General features: G+C 42.8%; 17 protein-coding genes. All 17 read right to left on the bottom strand.

The window, feature by feature from the left end; all coding sequences use genetic code 11:
• Window positions 1-139 precede the first annotated feature (139 nt).
• Window positions 140-850 carry an SIMPL domain-containing protein gene (locus NZ848_RS10625; RefSeq protein ID WP_259015465.1) on the bottom strand — a complete coding sequence of 237 codons (711 nt, stop codon included), beginning with the start codon at window positions 848-850 and terminating at the stop codon, window positions 140-142.
• A gap of 112 nt (window positions 851-962) precedes the next feature.
• Entirely contained in the window at window positions 963-2,291 is a 1,329-nt protein-coding gene (locus tag NZ848_RS10620; protein ID WP_259015464.1) for a dihydroorotase, read from the bottom strand.
• Between the two features lie 146 nt (window positions 2,292-2,437).
• Window positions 2,438-3,706 (bottom strand): aspartyl protease family protein, encoded by a 1,269-nt coding sequence (locus NZ848_RS10615; RefSeq protein ID WP_253531276.1) that lies wholly within the window; start codon window positions 3,704-3,706, stop codon window positions 2,438-2,440.
• A 150-nt stretch (window positions 3,707-3,856) separates the two neighbouring features.
• A complete protein-coding gene (gene trpA / locus NZ848_RS10610) occupies window positions 3,857-4,633 on the bottom strand; it encodes a tryptophan synthase subunit alpha (RefSeq protein ID WP_259015463.1) in 777 nt (258 codons plus the stop codon).
• Between the two features lie 88 nt (window positions 4,634-4,721).
• Window positions 4,722-5,057: a Dabb family protein gene (locus tag NZ848_RS10605; RefSeq protein WP_390890877.1), complete on the bottom strand. Its 336-nt coding sequence runs from the start codon at window positions 5,055-5,057 to the stop codon at window positions 4,722-4,724.
• 92 nt (window positions 5,058-5,149) lie between these two features.
• Window positions 5,150-6,358 (bottom strand): tryptophan synthase subunit beta, encoded by a 1,209-nt coding sequence (gene trpB, locus NZ848_RS10600; RefSeq protein ID WP_259015462.1) that lies wholly within the window; start codon window positions 6,356-6,358, stop codon window positions 5,150-5,152.
• Window positions 6,336-6,812, bottom strand: a complete 477-nt coding sequence (locus tag NZ848_RS10595; protein WP_253531270.1) for a DUF6036 family nucleotidyltransferase — start codon at window positions 6,810-6,812, stop codon at window positions 6,336-6,338. Before NZ848_RS10595 ends, trpB begins: the two co-directional genes overlap by 23 nt.
• Window positions 6,812-7,024 (bottom strand): hypothetical protein, encoded by a 213-nt coding sequence (locus NZ848_RS10590; protein ID WP_253531268.1) that lies wholly within the window; start codon window positions 7,022-7,024, stop codon window positions 6,812-6,814. Before NZ848_RS10590 ends, NZ848_RS10595 begins: the two co-directional genes overlap by 1 nt.
• The gene (locus tag NZ848_RS10585; RefSeq protein ID WP_259015468.1) at window positions 7,021-7,659 is read right to left on the bottom strand and encodes a phosphoribosylanthranilate isomerase; all 639 of its coding nucleotides are present in this window, start codon (window positions 7,657-7,659) and stop codon (window positions 7,021-7,023) included. Before NZ848_RS10585 ends, NZ848_RS10590 begins: the two co-directional genes overlap by 4 nt.
• A gap of 104 nt (window positions 7,660-7,763) precedes the next feature.
• Window positions 7,764-8,552, bottom strand: a complete 789-nt coding sequence (trpC, locus tag NZ848_RS10580; protein WP_253531265.1) for an indole-3-glycerol phosphate synthase TrpC — start codon at window positions 8,550-8,552, stop codon at window positions 7,764-7,766.
• A gap of 16 nt (window positions 8,553-8,568) precedes the next feature.
• Entirely contained in the window at window positions 8,569-9,555 is a 987-nt protein-coding gene (trpD, locus tag NZ848_RS10575) for an anthranilate phosphoribosyltransferase (protein WP_259015461.1), read from the bottom strand.
• Window positions 9,556-9,566: 11 nt separating this feature from the next.
• Window positions 9,567-10,133: an anthranilate synthase component II gene (locus NZ848_RS10570; protein WP_259015460.1), complete on the bottom strand. Its 567-nt coding sequence runs from the start codon at window positions 10,131-10,133 to the stop codon at window positions 9,567-9,569.
• A gap of 101 nt (window positions 10,134-10,234) precedes the next feature.
• Window positions 10,235-11,659: an anthranilate synthase component I family protein gene (locus tag NZ848_RS10565; protein ID WP_259015459.1), complete on the bottom strand. Its 1,425-nt coding sequence runs from the start codon at window positions 11,657-11,659 to the stop codon at window positions 10,235-10,237.
• 5 nt (window positions 11,660-11,664) lie between these two features.
• On the bottom strand, window positions 11,665-12,075 hold the full coding sequence (locus NZ848_RS10560) for a PH domain-containing protein (protein ID WP_259015458.1): 411 nt from the start codon (window positions 12,073-12,075) through the stop codon (window positions 11,665-11,667).
• Between the two features lie 289 nt (window positions 12,076-12,364).
• Window positions 12,365-12,760 carry a hypothetical protein gene (locus NZ848_RS10555; protein WP_229236182.1) on the bottom strand — a complete coding sequence of 132 codons (396 nt, stop codon included), beginning with the start codon at window positions 12,758-12,760 and terminating at the stop codon, window positions 12,365-12,367.
• A 3-nt stretch (window positions 12,761-12,763) separates the two neighbouring features.
• The gene (locus tag NZ848_RS10550) at window positions 12,764-14,218 is read right to left on the bottom strand and encodes a Gfo/Idh/MocA family protein (RefSeq protein WP_259015457.1); all 1,455 of its coding nucleotides are present in this window, start codon (window positions 14,216-14,218) and stop codon (window positions 12,764-12,766) included.
• A 27-nt stretch (window positions 14,219-14,245) separates the two neighbouring features.
• Window positions 14,246-15,745, bottom strand: a complete 1,500-nt coding sequence (locus NZ848_RS10545) for a glycoside hydrolase family 32 protein (protein WP_259015456.1) — start codon at window positions 15,743-15,745, stop codon at window positions 14,246-14,248.
• Between the last annotated feature and the right edge of the window lie 143 nt (window positions 15,746-15,888).

Below are 15,888 nucleotides of genomic sequence, written 5' to 3'. Positions count from 1 at the left end.
ATCTTCATCTTCTCTTTGTGTTGCACCTCTAAGATAACACTTTTTAGAGGAACAAAGAAAAATCCCCGCGTCTTTTTTGACCGGGGATTCCTATTTTTAGACCTTTTTAGACAGCCTCTTTTATTATTAATCAAAACCATCACTTTATCCTAAAAGCCGCCTTCATCTTGTAGCTGAGCTTTATTTTCTGATACTCAAGGCTGCTGTCTTCCATGGGTGCGGCATCGGCTTTCATCATTCTTACGTTAGCCAGCATGGGTTGTGGTGAGTAATACTGGTCTTCCTGTTCTTCAATGGTCAGCACATCACCTACTTTTTCGTTGATAGATTCAAGCAGATAGGTTGCCTTTTCTTTTGCAGCCTGTAAGGCTTTGATTTTTATCTCTTTTCTGTATTCTTTAATTTTCGAATGATCTACATGGTCAATAGAAACGTACTCAATGCCCCGGTCGTCGACCCCGTCCAGAATCACATCAGACTTATACAAGTTGTTCAGTTTCAACATATATCTTTTACCCTCCAGAAAATACAAAGGTTTTTTCTTGCCTGTCCAGTTTCTATAGCCAGATATCGAGCCAATGGTCAGGTTCTCTCTCGGTATACCAGCTTTGGTTATGGATGCTATCAGCTGTTTTTCAAGCACATCAATAGCAACCTTGTCTTTCTGGTTTTTTTCGTCTTTAAAATACTCTTTTAAAGAGATAGCAAAGTATATTTCGTCAGGGGTAATTTCCATTTCAGACGAACCCGTCACTTCAATTTTCTTAACCGGTTCTTTGTCGGTTCTGTCTTGTGCGTTTGCGGTAAGAGCCAGGCCTGAAATCAGGAAAGCAAAAAATAATGGTTTCATTGTCTGCGATTTTTATGTTGAGAATTAAACGTTGTGTCTGGCAAGCATAACGCTCAAACCTCTACGATTGTTACAAAATCTCTTCATAAAACTGTTAATCATTCGTTAATGCCTATCTGGTAAACTTCATTCTTTGTCCTTTTATGTGCTCATTAAACTGGCCGTTGGCATATACAATATTGCCCGAAACTATGGTATGCGTTACTTTTGATTGAAATTCGGTTCCTTCAAACGGCGACCAGCCACATTTGCTATACAAGCTGTTTTTGTCTACCAGCGTAGTCGCATTCAAATCAACCAGTGTTAAATCTGCCCAATAGCCCTCTCTGATATATCCCCGTCGCTCAATCTGGAAACAGTCGGCCACTGCGTGCGACATTTTCTCTACGATGCGCTCCAAAGAAATTTTTCCTTGTTTATAAAACTCAAGCATAACATTTAGCGAGTGCTGCACCAAAGGTAAGCCAGACGGAGCCTGCCAATACGATTGCTGTTTCTCGTCCCAGGTATGTGGTGCATGGTCTGTAGCAATAACATCAAAGTGGTCGTCTAGCAATGCCTGCAGCAGCTTATCTTTGTGCCCATGTTTAATGGCAGGGTTGCATTTTATCTGGTTGCCCAGTTGCTTATAATCTTCGGCGTCAAACCAAAGATGGTGTACGCATACTTCAGAGGTAATGTGTTTGCCGGCTATAGGCCCTTTCTCAAATAGTGGTATTTCTTCACTGCTTGAAATATGCAGAATGTGCAACCTGGTTTTGTGTTTTTTAGCCAGTTCTACTGCCATTGATGAAGATTTATAACAAGCCTCTTCGTTTCTGATAATAGCATGGGCATCATACGGCGGGTTGTCGCCATATAAGGTTTTATATTTTTCAAGGTTTGCTTTTACGGTGGCTTCGTCTTCGCAATGGGTAGCAATCAAGGCCGGAAAGTTAGCAAACACTTTTGATAACACGTGTTCGTCATCTACCAGCATATTACCGGTTGAGCTACCCATAAAAATCTTTAGCCCGCAAACGTTCTGAATATCCGTGCGCATTACCTCATCATAATTATCGTTCGATGTACCCATATAAAATGAGTAATTGGCCAGCGAGGATTCTGCTGCTATCTGGTATTTATCGGCCAGCAGGTCCTGGGTAAGGGCATTCGGCACGGTATTAGGCATTTCCATAAAGCTGGTAGTGCCGCCGGCAACTGCGGCTTTGGCCTCAGTGTAGATGTTAGCTTTATGAGTAAGCCCGGGTTCACGAAAATGTACCTGGTCGTCAATTACGCCCGGAAGCAGGTATTTACCTGTTGCATCAATAATACGGTTGGCTTTATGGCTTGATAAATCGCTGCCTATCTGTTCAATAATACCGTCTTTAATGAACACATCGCGTGGTTCAATCTTTCCTTCATTTACCAGCAGGGCATTTAGTATAAGAATAGTCATTTGTGCTAAGTGTAAAGTTTGGCACGAAATTAATAAAAATTAGATGTGCCTGATTGAAATAATTAAAGATAAAGGCATTACCGCTATAAAGAAAAAGGGATAATTGATTTGCAATTACCCCTGTGTAATACGGTTATAAGTTCAGGTTAAATCATTCTTCTAAGTTTGAAACTGGTAAATTTGAGTTCTCCTTTCCGCCTGATAAACAATTCAACATCTTTGCCCTCTTTGCGTGACAAAATTTTATAAATCTCGCTGATAGCCAGGTTTTTAACATTCTGATTGTTGACAAAAATCAGCTCGTCGCCTTCTCTTAGCCCGGCTTCATAAGCCGGCGACTGCTCAAGAACCCTGCTGACGTAGTATTCATTGAAGTGGTCGCCTCTGGCACGCACATCAAGGCCGCTCATGTCATGCTCAAAACTTTCTTTCATCCGGTTCTTAATTGGCTTCATAATCATGTAGCCGTCTCTGTAGTTAAGCGTTACGGTAAAGCGTCTTAACAGTTCGCAACCAATGCTTCCTTGCCTGCCTTCGTTAGAGGGGGGGAATTTCATACTGAATGAAAGGCTGTCGGGGAAAGAAGCCAGTATATCCTGCATTTCCAGGGTACCCATACGTATCTTATCAACCCGGCCTATGTGGCCGTTAATTTCTCCGTTTAGCCCGCGGCCTAGGTTGGCACGCATTACTTTTTGAGGCAGTTGTATGGGCTCTTTTTCGCTGGCGCTTAGCAGTAAGGCATGCCCGGCACCGGTATCTATAACCAGGCGCATAGGTATCTCTTTATTGTTGCTTACCATGGCAATGGCGTCAGTGTATGGCTTTGACTGCGTGAGTACAATAGGGTAGATGGTTCCTAAAGACTTTTTGTATCTGAACTTGTTAGGGTCGGTCAGGTAGAGCATCTTTTCCTCAAAATTGATGGTTACCACAAAATTGCTGAAAATATCGTGCCCGAAAATACCATGTATAGGCACGCCCAGAAACTCAGAGAGCTTAAGCACGTCTTCGTCCAGCACAACAATGTTTTGCTGAGATGCTACGATGTCGCCAATCTGAATGCGGTGGCCAACTGATACGCTGGCCGATAAATCTCCGCCTTCGCCTGCACCGGTTAGTTTAACGCGTCTTATATACTTCAGGTCAAGAGATTTGGCACGCTGGGGGTCTGTAATAATGGTAGACGTAACACCTGTGTCTAATATAAAACGTAGGGTGTCAGAATCATCAAGGGTAGCTTTTAAAACTATGAGATTCGCGTGCAGGTCAAACGGAAAGCGGGCAAATTTTTGATGCTTTCCTTTAAAATGATACCCGTATCGGGTATCTTTCTTCCTGTCTTTTTGAGCAAAAGCCAATTGGCTTGTTATCAATAAGAGGGCTATGATGCAGAGCTTGTACAACTTTTCCATAGCTATAGCCTTTCTATAAATCTGTTTCGGTATTAAAATCCTAAGGAAATTTAGAATAATTCTAATAAAAAACAAAAGTTTTTCGAAAAGAGTTTTAAGTTTAGCCCATTTTTCAAAAAAATTAAGGCCTTATTCTAAATTTCCTTACTATTAACCCGCTTTAACAGATTGCACATACTTCACCACATCGCTGCGGATGTCGGAAGAAGCCTGAAGTACACGTATAAACTGGCTGCCGATAATAGCGCCGGCAGCATATTCTGAAGCTTTTGTGAAGGTTTCGTGGTCTTTTATACCGAACCCTATTAAACGTGGGTTTTTCAGGTTCATTGCATTTACCCGGTTAAAGTATTCTTCCATTACTTCTGAAATACCAGATGTTTTACCAGTAACGCTGGCGCTGCTCACCATGTAAATAAATCCGTCTGATATCTCGTCGATACGGCGTATACGGGCTTCGGTGGTTTGTGGCGTAATCAGGAAAATGTTTAACAGGCCGTATTTGTCAAATACAGGTTTGTACTCTTCATAATATTCTTCAGTGGGCAGGTCTGGCAGAATCAGACCATCAACACCAACCTCCTGGCATTTAAGGCAGAAGTTTTCTATACCAAATTGTAAAACAGGATTAATATAGCCCATCAGAATAACAGGTATCTGTACCTTCTGGCGCATGTTTTGCAGTTGCTCAAAAAGCACTTTCAGGCTCATGCCATTATCCAGCGCAATCTGGTTCGACTGCTGAATGGTTTCGCCATCAGCCACAGGGTCTGAGTAGGGCATGCCAATTTCGGCCAGGTCGGCTCCGGCTTCCTGCAATGCCTCCAGAATAGGCAGGGTATCGTTTAATGTCGGGTATCCGGCAGTAAAATAGAGATTCAATACACTATTAAGCTTAGTTTGAAAAAGCCTGGTTATGCGATTCATATCAATGTCTGGGAAAAAATAAAGCGAAGAAGAAAATGCAGGCGAATGCTTATGATCACAAATCAGACATTCGCCCGGAAGCGGTAAATTATTTGGCAGCCCAGTAATCAAGCACCAGTACTTTGTCTAAATGGGGCCCCAGTACGCCTACAAATGCCTTATGAGCAGGATGAGGCAGGTACACTTCACGGTCTTTTTCTGTTTTGAAACTTACAAAAAACAGGTGTGTGAAACCCTGATTCAGATTTTCTGGGCTGTTGTTGGTTCCCCACTCGAAATCCGCAATTTCTTTAATCTGTTTGGGTAGCGCTCTGAAAGCATCTTCTACTTTTTTGATGTCTTCAGGACTGCTCGAATCTTTGAATTTGAATAAAACAGCGTGGCGAAGTAGTTTCGCAGGCTCTTTTTTTTGTGCATTTGCCATGTAACTGAATGATAGTAAAGCGATTGCTAATAGAAGGGTTCTCATTGTTATTTTGAATTTTGATTGGCTGATGTTACTACAGGGCGGCTGGTTTACAGATATTTCATGTAAGTAGCCAGGTCTTTGTCTCCACGGCCCGATAGATTTATAACTACGGTTTCATCTGAACCTGCTTTCAGGTATTGTAAAGCTGCCAGTGCATGAGCTGACTCAATAGCCGGTATGATCCCTTCCAGCTTGGTTAATTCAAAACCTGCCTGTATAGATTCATCATCAGTGATAGCAAAGAACTTAGCCCGCCCTGACTCCCACAAATGTGCATGCAAGGGGCCTATACCGGGATAATCAAGCCCTGCAGAAATACTGTGGGGTTCTACCACCTGCCCGTCTTCAGTTTGCATCAGAATACTCTTGCTGCCATGCAAAACCCCCGGTTTACCCAGAAAAGTGGTGGCGGCAGATAAGCCTGAATAAATGCCGTGTCCGCCGGCCTCGGCTGCAATTAACTGCACCTCCGGCTCGTCAAGAAAATGATAGAAAGCCCCGGCGGCATTTGAGCCTCCACCCACACAGGCAATTACGTAGTCTGGGTTTTCTTTCCCGGTTTGTTCCAGTAATTGTGAACGCATTTCTTCAGAAATAACCGACTGGAAACGCGCAACCATATCCGGGTAAGGGTGTGGGCCAACCACACTGCCAATAATGTAGTGGGTATCAACCGGATTATTAATCCAGTGCCTCATTGCTTCGTTGGTTGCATCTTTCAGGGTTTTAGACCCGCTGGTAGCTGGGCGAACTTCTGCGCCGAGCATTTTCATACGGGCCACATTGGGCGCCTGTCGCTGAATGTCGATTTCACCCATGTAAACTATACATTCAAGCCCCATTAGTGCACAAACGGTAGCAGTAGCTACGCCGTGCTGGCCGGCGCCGGTTTCGGCTACAATTTTATTTTTTCCCAGGCGTTTGGCCAGCAATATCTGCCCTATGGTATTGTTTACCTTATGTGCGCCTGTATGGCACAGGTCTTCTCGTTTCAGATAGATATTGGTATTGTATTTTTCTGAAAGACGATTGGCCAAATATAAAGGTGTAGGGCGGCCTACATAGTTTTTCAACAGACCATGAAACTCTTCCTGAAAATCAGGGCGGTAGATAATATCCAGGTAATTCTGTTGTAGCTCTTCTACATTCGGGAAGAGCATTTCAGGAATATAGGCGCCTCCAAACTGGCCATAGTAGCCCTTTTCGTTCACACCAAATGCTGTTTCCTTCTCTTTAGGTTGTTCTATGCTCGTCATTTTTCCTTAGTTGTTCTATGTCGTTCAAATCTCTTGGTCTTCCTGCGGATTTTTTTGCTTCAATTAAATCAGAATAATTAATTAAATTGATTTGCAAATTTTCCTCTTTGAATAGAATATGGTTAGCAAATGCTTCGTCGAAAGTTAATCCTTTCAAATTAGTTAATATCTCTATAGATGAGGGTGGTCTGCCAAATGTAAAAACGTCGTATTTTGTTATATCCAAAAAATTGTTGAATGTCATATCAAATACTGGTAAACCAAATTCATCAAATGCGGCAACCAATTTCATGTAATTATCAGCTGTTCTATTTACCCACAAGTCTAAGTCACCTGTGGTTCTTGCATAACCATGTAAAATTACAGAGTAACCACCAACGAGTAAATAATCAACGGAATGATTGTTTAATGCTTGAATAAAATCCCGAAAATCCTCATTGAAAATGTTTGCCATCAGGCTTCATGTTTACGCATTGAAAAAATGGTTTTGTCTACTCTGGGAGGGTTATCTATGCTATAATTATAAGCTACACTATTTAAGTAGCACGCTGCATTTAGTCTGTCTGATGCGGATTGATCGAACCAGAAATCCTTTATGCGTTTTTCATTGTCTTCATGCTTGCCTGCCCAAAAAGCTGTTCTGTCAAATCTGAATTTTTCTGTCATACATTCTCCGATTTCTTTTCTCGCAATTTTGCAATTAATCCTCCTATCTTCTCAATATCTTTCACAGCGGGTTCTGTTTCAAATTTGCTGTTGATATCAATGGCATAGGGCTTTGGTATAATCAGGTCTAAATCATTGAGGTTTTCAAGGCTGATACCCCCGGCCAGGAAATACGGTTTTTCGTTTGTGTATTTTTTCAGAATGCTCCAGTCGAAAGTAACACCGTTTCCGCCATAACTGTCTCCTTTGGCATCAAACAGAAAAAAATCAACGTGGGGCTTGTAATTGTTTAGCTGGCTGAAAATAAACGACTCATCTAAACGGAATGCCTTAATGATATTGACACCCTTTGTGCGCAGGCTTTTACAAAAGTCAGGCGTTTCGTTACCATGCAACTGCGCATAGTTTAACCCATACTTTCTGACATTCTGCAAAATGTAGTCAACTGATGCATTAACAAAAACACCAACTTTCTTTATTTCTCTTGGTATTGATTGTGCAACATCAACATCCAGTTGATTTCCGGCAAATCTGGGTGACTTATCGTACAGGATAAAGCCGATGAAATCAGGTTTCAGTTCTACAAGCGCTTTGATATTTCCGGCATCGCGCATGCCACATACTTTCAGTTTCATAAAGATATTTCCATGCCCTAAAGGAAAATTAATTTTACTCATACTCAGGACAAAAGCATGAACTCAGTAAAACCTGTAAAAGATGTCAAAATTAACACATTTTATTAGATTTCAGCAATAAAATCAGCGAGTTTTGCTCCCGGATTTTCATCCTTCATGAAGGTTTCACCAATCAGAAATCCCTTATATCCGGCCGACCGTAACAAACGGATTGTATCCGGCTGGCTGATACAACTTTCTGAAATTTTCACAATTCCGTCTGGTATTTTATCTGTCAGCCCCAAAGAAGCGTTTACATTGTTTTCAGCAAAGTTTTTCAGGTTTCGGTTATTAACTCCTATAATATCAACGTTGCCAAGCGGGCTTCTGTTCAGTTCTTCTTCATCGTGTATTTCCAGCAATACTTCCAGCCCCAGTTCATGTGCAGTGGCGCTTAGCTGCTGTATCTGCTCAGGGCTCAGGCAGGCTGCAATCAGCAGAATTACGTCTGCTCCCCAGGCCTTAGCTTCGTATAACTGGTAGGTATCTATTATAAAATCCTTTCTTAGAATAGGGGTAGACAGATTGGCCTCTCGTGCTTGTAATAAATCTTCTTTTGCACCACCAAAAAAGTCGGCGTCGGTAAGTACTGACAGTCCCGCGGCTCCGGCCGCTGCGTAGCCCTGCGTAACAGAAGCAACCGAAAGCTGGTCGTTAATAATGCCTTTGGATGGAGATTTTCGTTTATGCTCGGCAATAATACCAGATGAGCCATCGGCCAGAAGTGCGGCTTTCAAAGAATTGGTTTTACGAGAAAATAAAGTCTCTTTGCTTAATGCTTCTATTGAAATACGGGCTTTGGCTTCTGTTACCTCAATGGCTTTGCGTGCAACTATTTTGTCTAAGATGGTCATCTTGTGGTTTTGTTGGTTAGTCTTCTATTAGTTTTCGTAGGGCGTTCAGGGCTTTTTTACTGGCCAGCGATTCTTTGGCTTGCTCTATTCCTTCGGCAATAGATGTACCTCTGGCTACGCTCAAAGCTACACCGGCATTAGCCAAAACCACATTGGTTTGAGCAGCAGTACCTTTGTTTTCAAGAATATTGATTAGAATACCAGCTGATTCTTCCAGTGTATTACCACCATGCAAAGCAGATTGCTCGGTCAGGTCAAAACTGAAATGGGTAGGAGAATGCACCACCACCCCATGCCTGGTGCCAATGTTGAAATCGTTCGTGAAAGAAATCTCATCGTAGCCGCCCAAGTCATAAATAATACCAAATTGTGCTGCTGAACGGTTAAACAATTGGGTATATAGGTCAAATACTTTCATGTCATATACGCCCGTCAGCTGCTTTTGTACTTTGGCAGGGTTTAGCAATGGCCCCAGCATATTGAAGAAGGTTTTCAGGCCTAATTCTTTACGGATGGGCGCTACGTATTTCATAGCCGGGTGGAACAACGGTGCGTGCATATAGCAGATACCTGCGGTTTCCAGCTTGCGTTTCAGGAAACCTTCGTCGTTAGTAAATTTTACCCCCAGATATTCCAGTACGGTGCTTGAACCAACGGCCGATGAAACCCCATGATTTCCATGCTTGGCAATGGGCTGCCCTGCCCCGGCCACTACAAAGGCAGAGGTAGTAGAAATATTGAAAGTGTCTTTTCCGTCACCTCCGGTGCCGCAAACATCCATCGGGTCAAAGTCAGTCAGGTCAATGGACACAGCCAGTTCCAGCATAGCCTGCTGAAACCCCTCCAGCTCTTCAACTGTAACCCCGCGCATCTGAATACCCATCAGAAAAGCAGCAATTTGCGACTGATTGCTTTCGCCGCGACCGATTCTCAATAGTGCTTCTTTGGCTTCTTCGCTTGAAAGTGTATGGTTTTGAAGCAAAACCTGTAAATATTGTTTCATGCTTAGGCAAATTAATTTTTTAACCAGTTTTCAACCATTTTCACTCCGTGTTGTGTCAGGTATGCCTCCGGATGGAACTGCACCCCTCTCACATCATACTTTGTATGGGCTTCGGCCATTACAAATCCTTTTTCATCAATAGCAGTTACTTTCAGTTCTGCAGGCATGGTTTCGGGTACCACTGTCCAGGAGTGATAACGGCAAACTTCTATTTTTTCAGGCACACCCCTAAAGAGCAGTTCATCTTTGTCGGTTATCAGGCACGGAGTAGTTACTCCGTGCAATACATCGCCCATGTTATGTAGCTTGGCGCCAAAGGCCTCACCAATTGCCTGATGCCCCAGGCAAACCCCGAAAATGCTTTTTGATGGCGCATATTCTTTAATGAGGTCAATCATGATTCCGGCTTCTTCTGGTATACCGGGGCCTGGCGAAAGCAGAATCTTGTCATATTGAGCTACTTCTTCCAGAGCTATTTTGTCGTTTCTGAAAACGTCTACATTTCCGCCTAAATCTTTCAGGATATAGACCAGATTGTACACAAACGAATCGTAATTATCAAGAACCAGAATTTTCATTATATACTATTTTTAATGAGTGATTTAGTGATTGTGCGATTGAGTGAATGATTTTTTAATTCACTTTCAACAAATCTATTCTTTCTCCAATTTTCAAAAAATCATATTTCCCCTGCCATTTCAATGGCTTTTCTTAAAGCGGCCAGTTTCAGGTGAATTTCTTTCATTTCCAGTTCTACGTCTGACTTAGCCACTACACCCATACCTGCCTGATAGAAAAGCGTATTGTTTTTGCTGAGGAAAGTCCGGATGGCTATGGCATGGTTAAAATTCCCTTTGAAATCCATGAAGCCAATGGCTCCTCCATAAATGCTGCGGTTGGTAGGCTCAAAACGGTTGATGATGGTCATGGCGTTGTGTTTAGGCGCACCAGACAAGGTTCCGGCCGGGAAAGTATCGGCTACCAACTGCAGCGGGTTGGTGCCTGTGTGCATTTTTCCGGTTACTTTAGATACCAGGTGTATTAAATGGCTGTAGAACTGCACTTCTTTAAAAATATCTACTTTTACAGAATCTGAACTGCGCGATAAATCATTGCGGGCCAAATCAACCAGCATCACGTGTTCGGCTGATTCTTTGGGGTCAGCGTGCAATTGGCGCGCCAGTTCGGCATCGCTTTCATCATCACCTGTTCTTCTGAAAGTACCCGCAATCGGGTGTATTTCGGCTTGTCCGTCCTTAATAAATATCTGTTTCTCCGGTGAGCTGCCGAAAATATGATAATCTCCACCATCAAAATAGAACAGGTAAGGAGAAGGATTAATGGAACGAAGCGCCCTGTAAACGTTGAAATCATCGCCCTCAAATTTTCTCGAAAAACGTCTGGAAGGCACAATCTGGAAAACATCACCACGCAGACAGTGACCAATACATTTTTTGATGATTTCACGCATGTCATCATCGTTAATATTGGTTTCTTCATCTGTATCCGCCTTGAATTTTGAAGTAGTTACTTTAGGATTCTTTACAAAAAACTCAAGCGTTTCAAGCCCGTCTGACAGCGGCTTGGGTTCCTGGCCGTCTGGTGTATAGGTATGCTCAAATATATAGAGCTCGTCTTTGAAATGGTTAATGGCAATTACATAGCGGTAAACCCGGTATAGAATCTGCGGAATGGCGTTTTCAGCACTCTTAGCCTGTATTTCTATGTCTTCAAAGTATTCAACCGAGTCGTAGGTAATGTGGCCGAATAAACCGTTGGTGATAAATGAGAAATCGGTTTTGGGCATTTCGAACTGAGCCGCAAAGGCTTGCAATACGCCAACGGCTTCTTTTCTGTTATGAAGTGGAAACTGAGCTGTGGTGCCGTCAGGAAATGCCTGTGTTACTATATCGTTATCCAGTTGGAAACTCGCCACCTCGTCGCAGGCTATGTAGCTGAAACTGTTGTGCATTGCGTGGTAGTCGGCACTTTCAAGAATAACCGAATGCGGAAAGTGATTACGAATTCTTTGGAAAATCCCAACCGGGGTCAACATATCGGCCAGTAGGCGTTTGTATCGGGTAGTAATACCAAACTTTTGCATGAGTGTCAGAGGTTTGTGCTAATTTTTTTATTAATCAATGTCAGTGCTTCAATAAATTCGGCTCGTCTTCCTGGTGAAATAATAACCGTGTCATATTTACCGAAAGTAATCTCAATCCGGTGTTTGACTGATAAAGCCGGAGAGCTAATCGGGCTATTGGTTTTTTCAATTTTCAGGATATTCTCTATGTCAATTTCCTGCTTAAAAAGAAATCCGCAGATAATAGTCAGCTTACGGTTTTCTATTACATAACAGGTACTAGCCAAAAGGTTAACAATGAATACTGTTACGCATACCATGATCATCAGCATCGGCCAGGCTTTATCAATTATAGCCGTGGTTATCAGTGCTGAGAACAAACAGAGTATCGGCACAAAAAGCCAGTAACTTATTTCTGAATTAAATTTCTGCTGCATGTTTCTGAACAATTTCGGTGCAATAATGACATAAAAAAGGCGGCTTACAGGATGAACTGTAAGCCGCCGGGTATTATATCGTTGAGTCAATACATAGCTACGCTGTTCATCCTTTGTCGGAAGAACGCCACCACCAGATGTTAGCTATGATATTGCGTTGAGTCATTGTACGTGTTTAAATTCTGGGTACAAAAGTATTGAGTATTTTTTAAAAACAAAGTGTTTTCAAAAAAAAATATGAGAACACTTAACGCGGCCCTGTATCCTTAGAAAACAGCCTTCATGTACTTCACTTATACGTATCAATAACCCCCCCATTCTGAAACGACACCTCTTTTACCAGACTGGCTGCATTGAAATACAACAGCATTGAGCGCGAGTTGGTCGGGTTCTGGATTTGTTCGCATTGTGGGCCTTTTTCTAAAAAATACACAAATACTTTCTCGTTCCGGCGGCTCAGAATCTGGTAATCATACCGCCCAAAATTATCAACAATCTGGTTTTCTGTCAGTCCCAGAATTTTTGGCCGCAGGTCTTTCAGAGGCTCAATCAGTTTTACTCTTTTGTCTTCACAACCCCCGCGGTCGGTTTTGAAACTCTGTAAATCAAAATCTCCCAAATCTGCCTTTTTATTTTTGCAGGCACCCAGTGCCAAAAGAGCAATAATTAATAGTTTACGCATCATAAATTAAATTTTTACATCTACCATCTGTTTACTTAATCTGCTTTTCTCGGCCATAAAGCCCATCACGTGGCTTTCTATAGATGCCTCTATGGTTGAGGTCAGCAACTCAGGTTTTTTCTGGGCCACTGCCTGCACAAAGTTCCGGGCCAGGCCATAGTCTCCACCGGCATGGCCAGATGCCTGGCTTTTATATTCGGGCAATTCGCTTGCCCGCCATTTTGTGTTTTGTTTAGTTCTGAAATCATAAGTCTGAATCTCGTCCATATCGCCCCATACTTCTCCATGCGAGAACATTAATCGGGTTTTCCTGGCCTCAAAAGAAGTAAAAGCCTCCATGGCAAAACTAACGGTGGTGCCGCCTTCAAACTCCATGGTGGTGGTATAGTGGTCGGGTTGGTCGTTGTTCATTCTATATACACAACGGCCATAAGGAGACGTCTTCAGTTTTTCCATTATCTCATCACCCTGTTTGGTCAAATCATCGGTTACATCCAGCACCCTGATACGCAGGCGTTGCTTATGATAAATATTAATAGCCGAGAAAGGGCATTCTTTTTCTACCTTGCAGCCATCTGTGCAGCGTTCGGTGCTACCTTCTGGTGCGTTTTCTTTTCTGAACCAGGTTAAAGAACCATGCGCCGCAACACTTTTGCAAGGTTTGCCGATTACCCATCTTAAAATATCGAGGTCGTGGCATGACTTGGCCAGAATAATCGGGTTAGTGTCTTTAGCGACGTGCCAGTTACCCCGTACATAAGAGTGCGCCATGTGCTGGTATTCAATACCCTCCAGATGGTTCACGCTAATCAGCTTACCAAACTGCCCGCTTTGTGTTATTTCTTTCAGTTTTCTGAAATACGGCGTATATCGCAATACATGGCAAACGGCTATTGTTCTTTTGGTTTTTTTGGCCATTGCCAATATGTCAAGGCACTCCTGATATGAAGGAGAAATAGGCTTTTCCAGCAGTACATCGTAGCCCATTTCCAGTGCTTTCATGGCCGGGCCATAATGGAGGTCGTCGGGGGTAGAAATAATAATGGCATCGGCAAATTTTGGCACCTTGAAAACGTCTTCCCAGGTATTAAAACGGTGTTTGTCTTCTATATTATGGGCTTTGGCAAATTTGTCGTTTCTGAAAGGTATCGGCTCTGCCACGCCAACCATATCCAGTTCGTTCGGGAAAGCCAGCGCAAACCGGCCATAAACATTACCACGGTTGCCGGCGCCCAGTACAATAGCTGTAACGGGTTTGTCGAGCGTTATATACCTGTCGTCATCAGGAATAAAGATGGGTTCGTCCTCAATTGTTCCGGCAAATGATTCAGCATTTAAAAATGATAAACCGCCGGCAGTAAGGCCAAAGGTTTTAAGAATGTCTCGTCGCGAAAAACTGTCCATAATCAGGTTAGTGTCGTTAGGTTGGTATCTGGATTTGCAAATATAAACCTCCGTCATCAATTAAACTAAGGCTATTGGCAGTAGTTATTTTTGCCATTCCCAAACTTTTAGTTTAGTTACTTTTGCCTTGCCGCCATTACTGAATAACTGCCACTCTAAGCTTTGTGTCTCCGGAAAAACCAGGCTTGTTACAGCCGCCTCGCCATCATTACCAAATACCTCTACCGACATTTTATCTACAAATATCTGAAGTTTCGCCATTCCTCTTTCGGTTTTCATAGGGCTGGCATCCAGAGAAGCAAAGTTCGGGCTAATGATTTTACCCGAATTAATGCGGTTAATATAAAGTTGTTCGCTGTCTGCCTGATACCCCACCACTGTTTCCTGGCCGGAGCCCTGTTTTTTCAGCACTTTTACACCAACTTCACGGGCGCCATTCAGTTCAAACTCTACCTCAATCATGTAAGAATCTGTCATGTTTTTTCTTATCTGGCTTTTGTCACCGTCTACAATTAAGTCTTCCATTTGTACGGTGCCTTTCCAGTTTTTAGCTTTTAACACCTCCTCTGTCGGTTTTTGCAATAACCTTAAACCATCTTTGGTTCTTTTCAGCGCTATTTCTCTGGGCAAACTCATTTGCCCTTTCCACGGAAAAGTAGGCAGGGCATCGGTATATTGCCAACTGGCCATCCAGCCCAGCATGCTTTTTTTAGGCGCATGAGTAAACGGAATAGCCGCATAAAAGTCTTTTCCGTACTCAACATACAGCTTTGTATCTGCCGGGTTATCATTAGTAAATTTTTTGCCGTCAAAATCCCCCACAAAATACTGCATTCCCACAAAATCCTCATGCGGGCTGCTTGACGATAGCATTAGAACCCATCGCGATGCTTTTTCTCCTTCAATGGGCAGTTCAATTAATGAGGGGCACTCCCATATTTTTCTAACATCCCCCTGTCCGCCAAATTCGCTCAGAAAAGTCCAGTCGGTCAGGTTTTTTGAACCATAAATATGAGCCTTGAACTCTGTAGGTAATACAACTACCAGTATCCATTGTTTGGTTGGCTCGTGCCAGAACATATTCGGGTCGCGGAAATCCTTCATTACCTTTCCGTTCGGTAGCGGTACGGGTATAATGGGGTTTTTCTGATATTTGGTCCAGGTTCTGCCTTTGTCGGTAGAGTAGGCCAGGTGTTGGTTCTCTTTTTTGCCGTGATAGTCGGCAGTATAGATAGCTACCATGCTATTGGCGCCAAAACCACTGGTGTTGTTTGGGTCTACTACGGCTCCGCCCGAAAAAATCCAGACCGAATCTTCCGGTATGGCCACAGGCAGGTGCTGCCAGTGCATCAGGTCTTTGCTTACGGCGTGCCCCCAGCTCATGTGCCCCCATTTGTTTTCAAAAGGGTTGTGCTGATAAAATATATGCCATTCGCCGTCATGATATACCAGTCCATTAGGGTCGTTGGTCCAGTTTCTGGCCGGAGAAAAATGAAAAGCAGGGCGCCATTGTTCAGTAGATTCCTGTTGGCTAAAAGACAGATAAGATACTGACAGGCACAGGATTAACAGTAGGTTTTTCATATATAACAGGTTAAAATAAACTACCTGCAAACATAAGAGAAAATATGAATCCTGCCGGGTTTATTTCATTTTTTTATATCAATTGCCAAACCCGTGTTACTTTTAACCTTTAAAATGTTAAAAAACTGTAAATTTATGGCTTT

Source organism: Emticicia fluvialis (assembly GCF_024793945.1).
GTDB classification, from domain to species: domain Bacteria; phylum Bacteroidota; class Bacteroidia; order Cytophagales; family Spirosomataceae; genus Emticicia; species Emticicia fluvialis.
Note: the sequence above shows the minus strand (reverse complement) of the source record. Positions and strands in the feature narration are given on the sequence as shown.

What these genes read in the sequence shown, in the direction of transcription:
- trpA (WP_259015463.1), bottom strand. Translation starts at nt 4,633, where the DNA reads ATGAATCGCATAACCAGGCTTTTTCAAACTAAGCTTAATAGTGTATTG.
- NZ848_RS10570 (WP_259015460.1), bottom strand. Translation starts at nt 10,133, where the DNA reads ATGAAAATTCTGGTTCTTGATAATTACGATTCGTTTGTGTACAATCTG.
- NZ848_RS10550 (WP_259015457.1), bottom strand. Translation starts at nt 14,218, where the DNA reads ATGACGGAGGTTTATATTTGCAAATCCAGATACCAACCTAACGACACT.
- NZ848_RS10555 (WP_229236182.1), bottom strand. Translation starts at nt 12,760, where the DNA reads ATGATGCGTAAACTATTAATTATTGCTCTTTTGGCACTGGGTGCCTGC.
- trpB (WP_259015462.1), bottom strand. Translation starts at nt 6,358, where the DNA reads ATGACGAGCATAGAACAACCTAAAGAGAAGGAAACAGCATTTGGTGTG.
- NZ848_RS10560 (WP_259015458.1), bottom strand. Translation starts at nt 12,075, where the DNA reads ATGCAGCAGAAATTTAATTCAGAAATAAGTTACTGGCTTTTTGTGCCG.
- NZ848_RS10565 (WP_259015459.1), bottom strand. Translation starts at nt 11,659, where the DNA reads ATGCAAAAGTTTGGTATTACTACCCGATACAAACGCCTACTGGCCGAT.
- NZ848_RS10585 (WP_259015468.1), bottom strand. Translation starts at nt 7,659, where the DNA reads ATGAAACTGAAAGTATGTGGCATGCGCGATGCCGGAAATATCAAAGCG.
- NZ848_RS10595 (WP_253531270.1), bottom strand. Translation starts at nt 6,812, where the DNA reads ATGGCAAACATTTTCAATGAGGATTTTCGGGATTTTATTCAAGCATTA.
- trpD (WP_259015461.1), bottom strand. Translation starts at nt 9,555, where the DNA reads ATGAAACAATATTTACAGGTTTTGCTTCAAAACCATACACTTTCAAGC.
- NZ848_RS10620 (WP_259015464.1), bottom strand. Translation starts at nt 2,291, where the DNA reads ATGACTATTCTTATACTAAATGCCCTGCTGGTAAATGAAGGAAAGATT.
- NZ848_RS10605 (WP_390890877.1), bottom strand. Translation starts at nt 5,057, where the DNA reads ATGGCAAATGCACAAAAAAAAGAGCCTGCGAAACTACTTCGCCACGCT.
- NZ848_RS10545 (WP_259015456.1), bottom strand. Translation starts at nt 15,745, where the DNA reads ATGAAAAACCTACTGTTAATCCTGTGCCTGTCAGTATCTTATCTGTCT.
- NZ848_RS10625 (WP_259015465.1), bottom strand. Translation starts at nt 850, where the DNA reads ATGAAACCATTATTTTTTGCTTTCCTGATTTCAGGCCTGGCTCTTACC.
- NZ848_RS10615 (WP_253531276.1), bottom strand. Translation starts at nt 3,706, where the DNA reads ATGGAAAAGTTGTACAAGCTCTGCATCATAGCCCTCTTATTGATAACA.
- trpC (WP_253531265.1), bottom strand. Translation starts at nt 8,552, where the DNA reads ATGACCATCTTAGACAAAATAGTTGCACGCAAAGCCATTGAGGTAACA.
- NZ848_RS10590 (WP_253531268.1), bottom strand. Translation starts at nt 7,024, where the DNA reads ATGACAGAAAAATTCAGATTTGACAGAACAGCTTTTTGGGCAGGCAAG.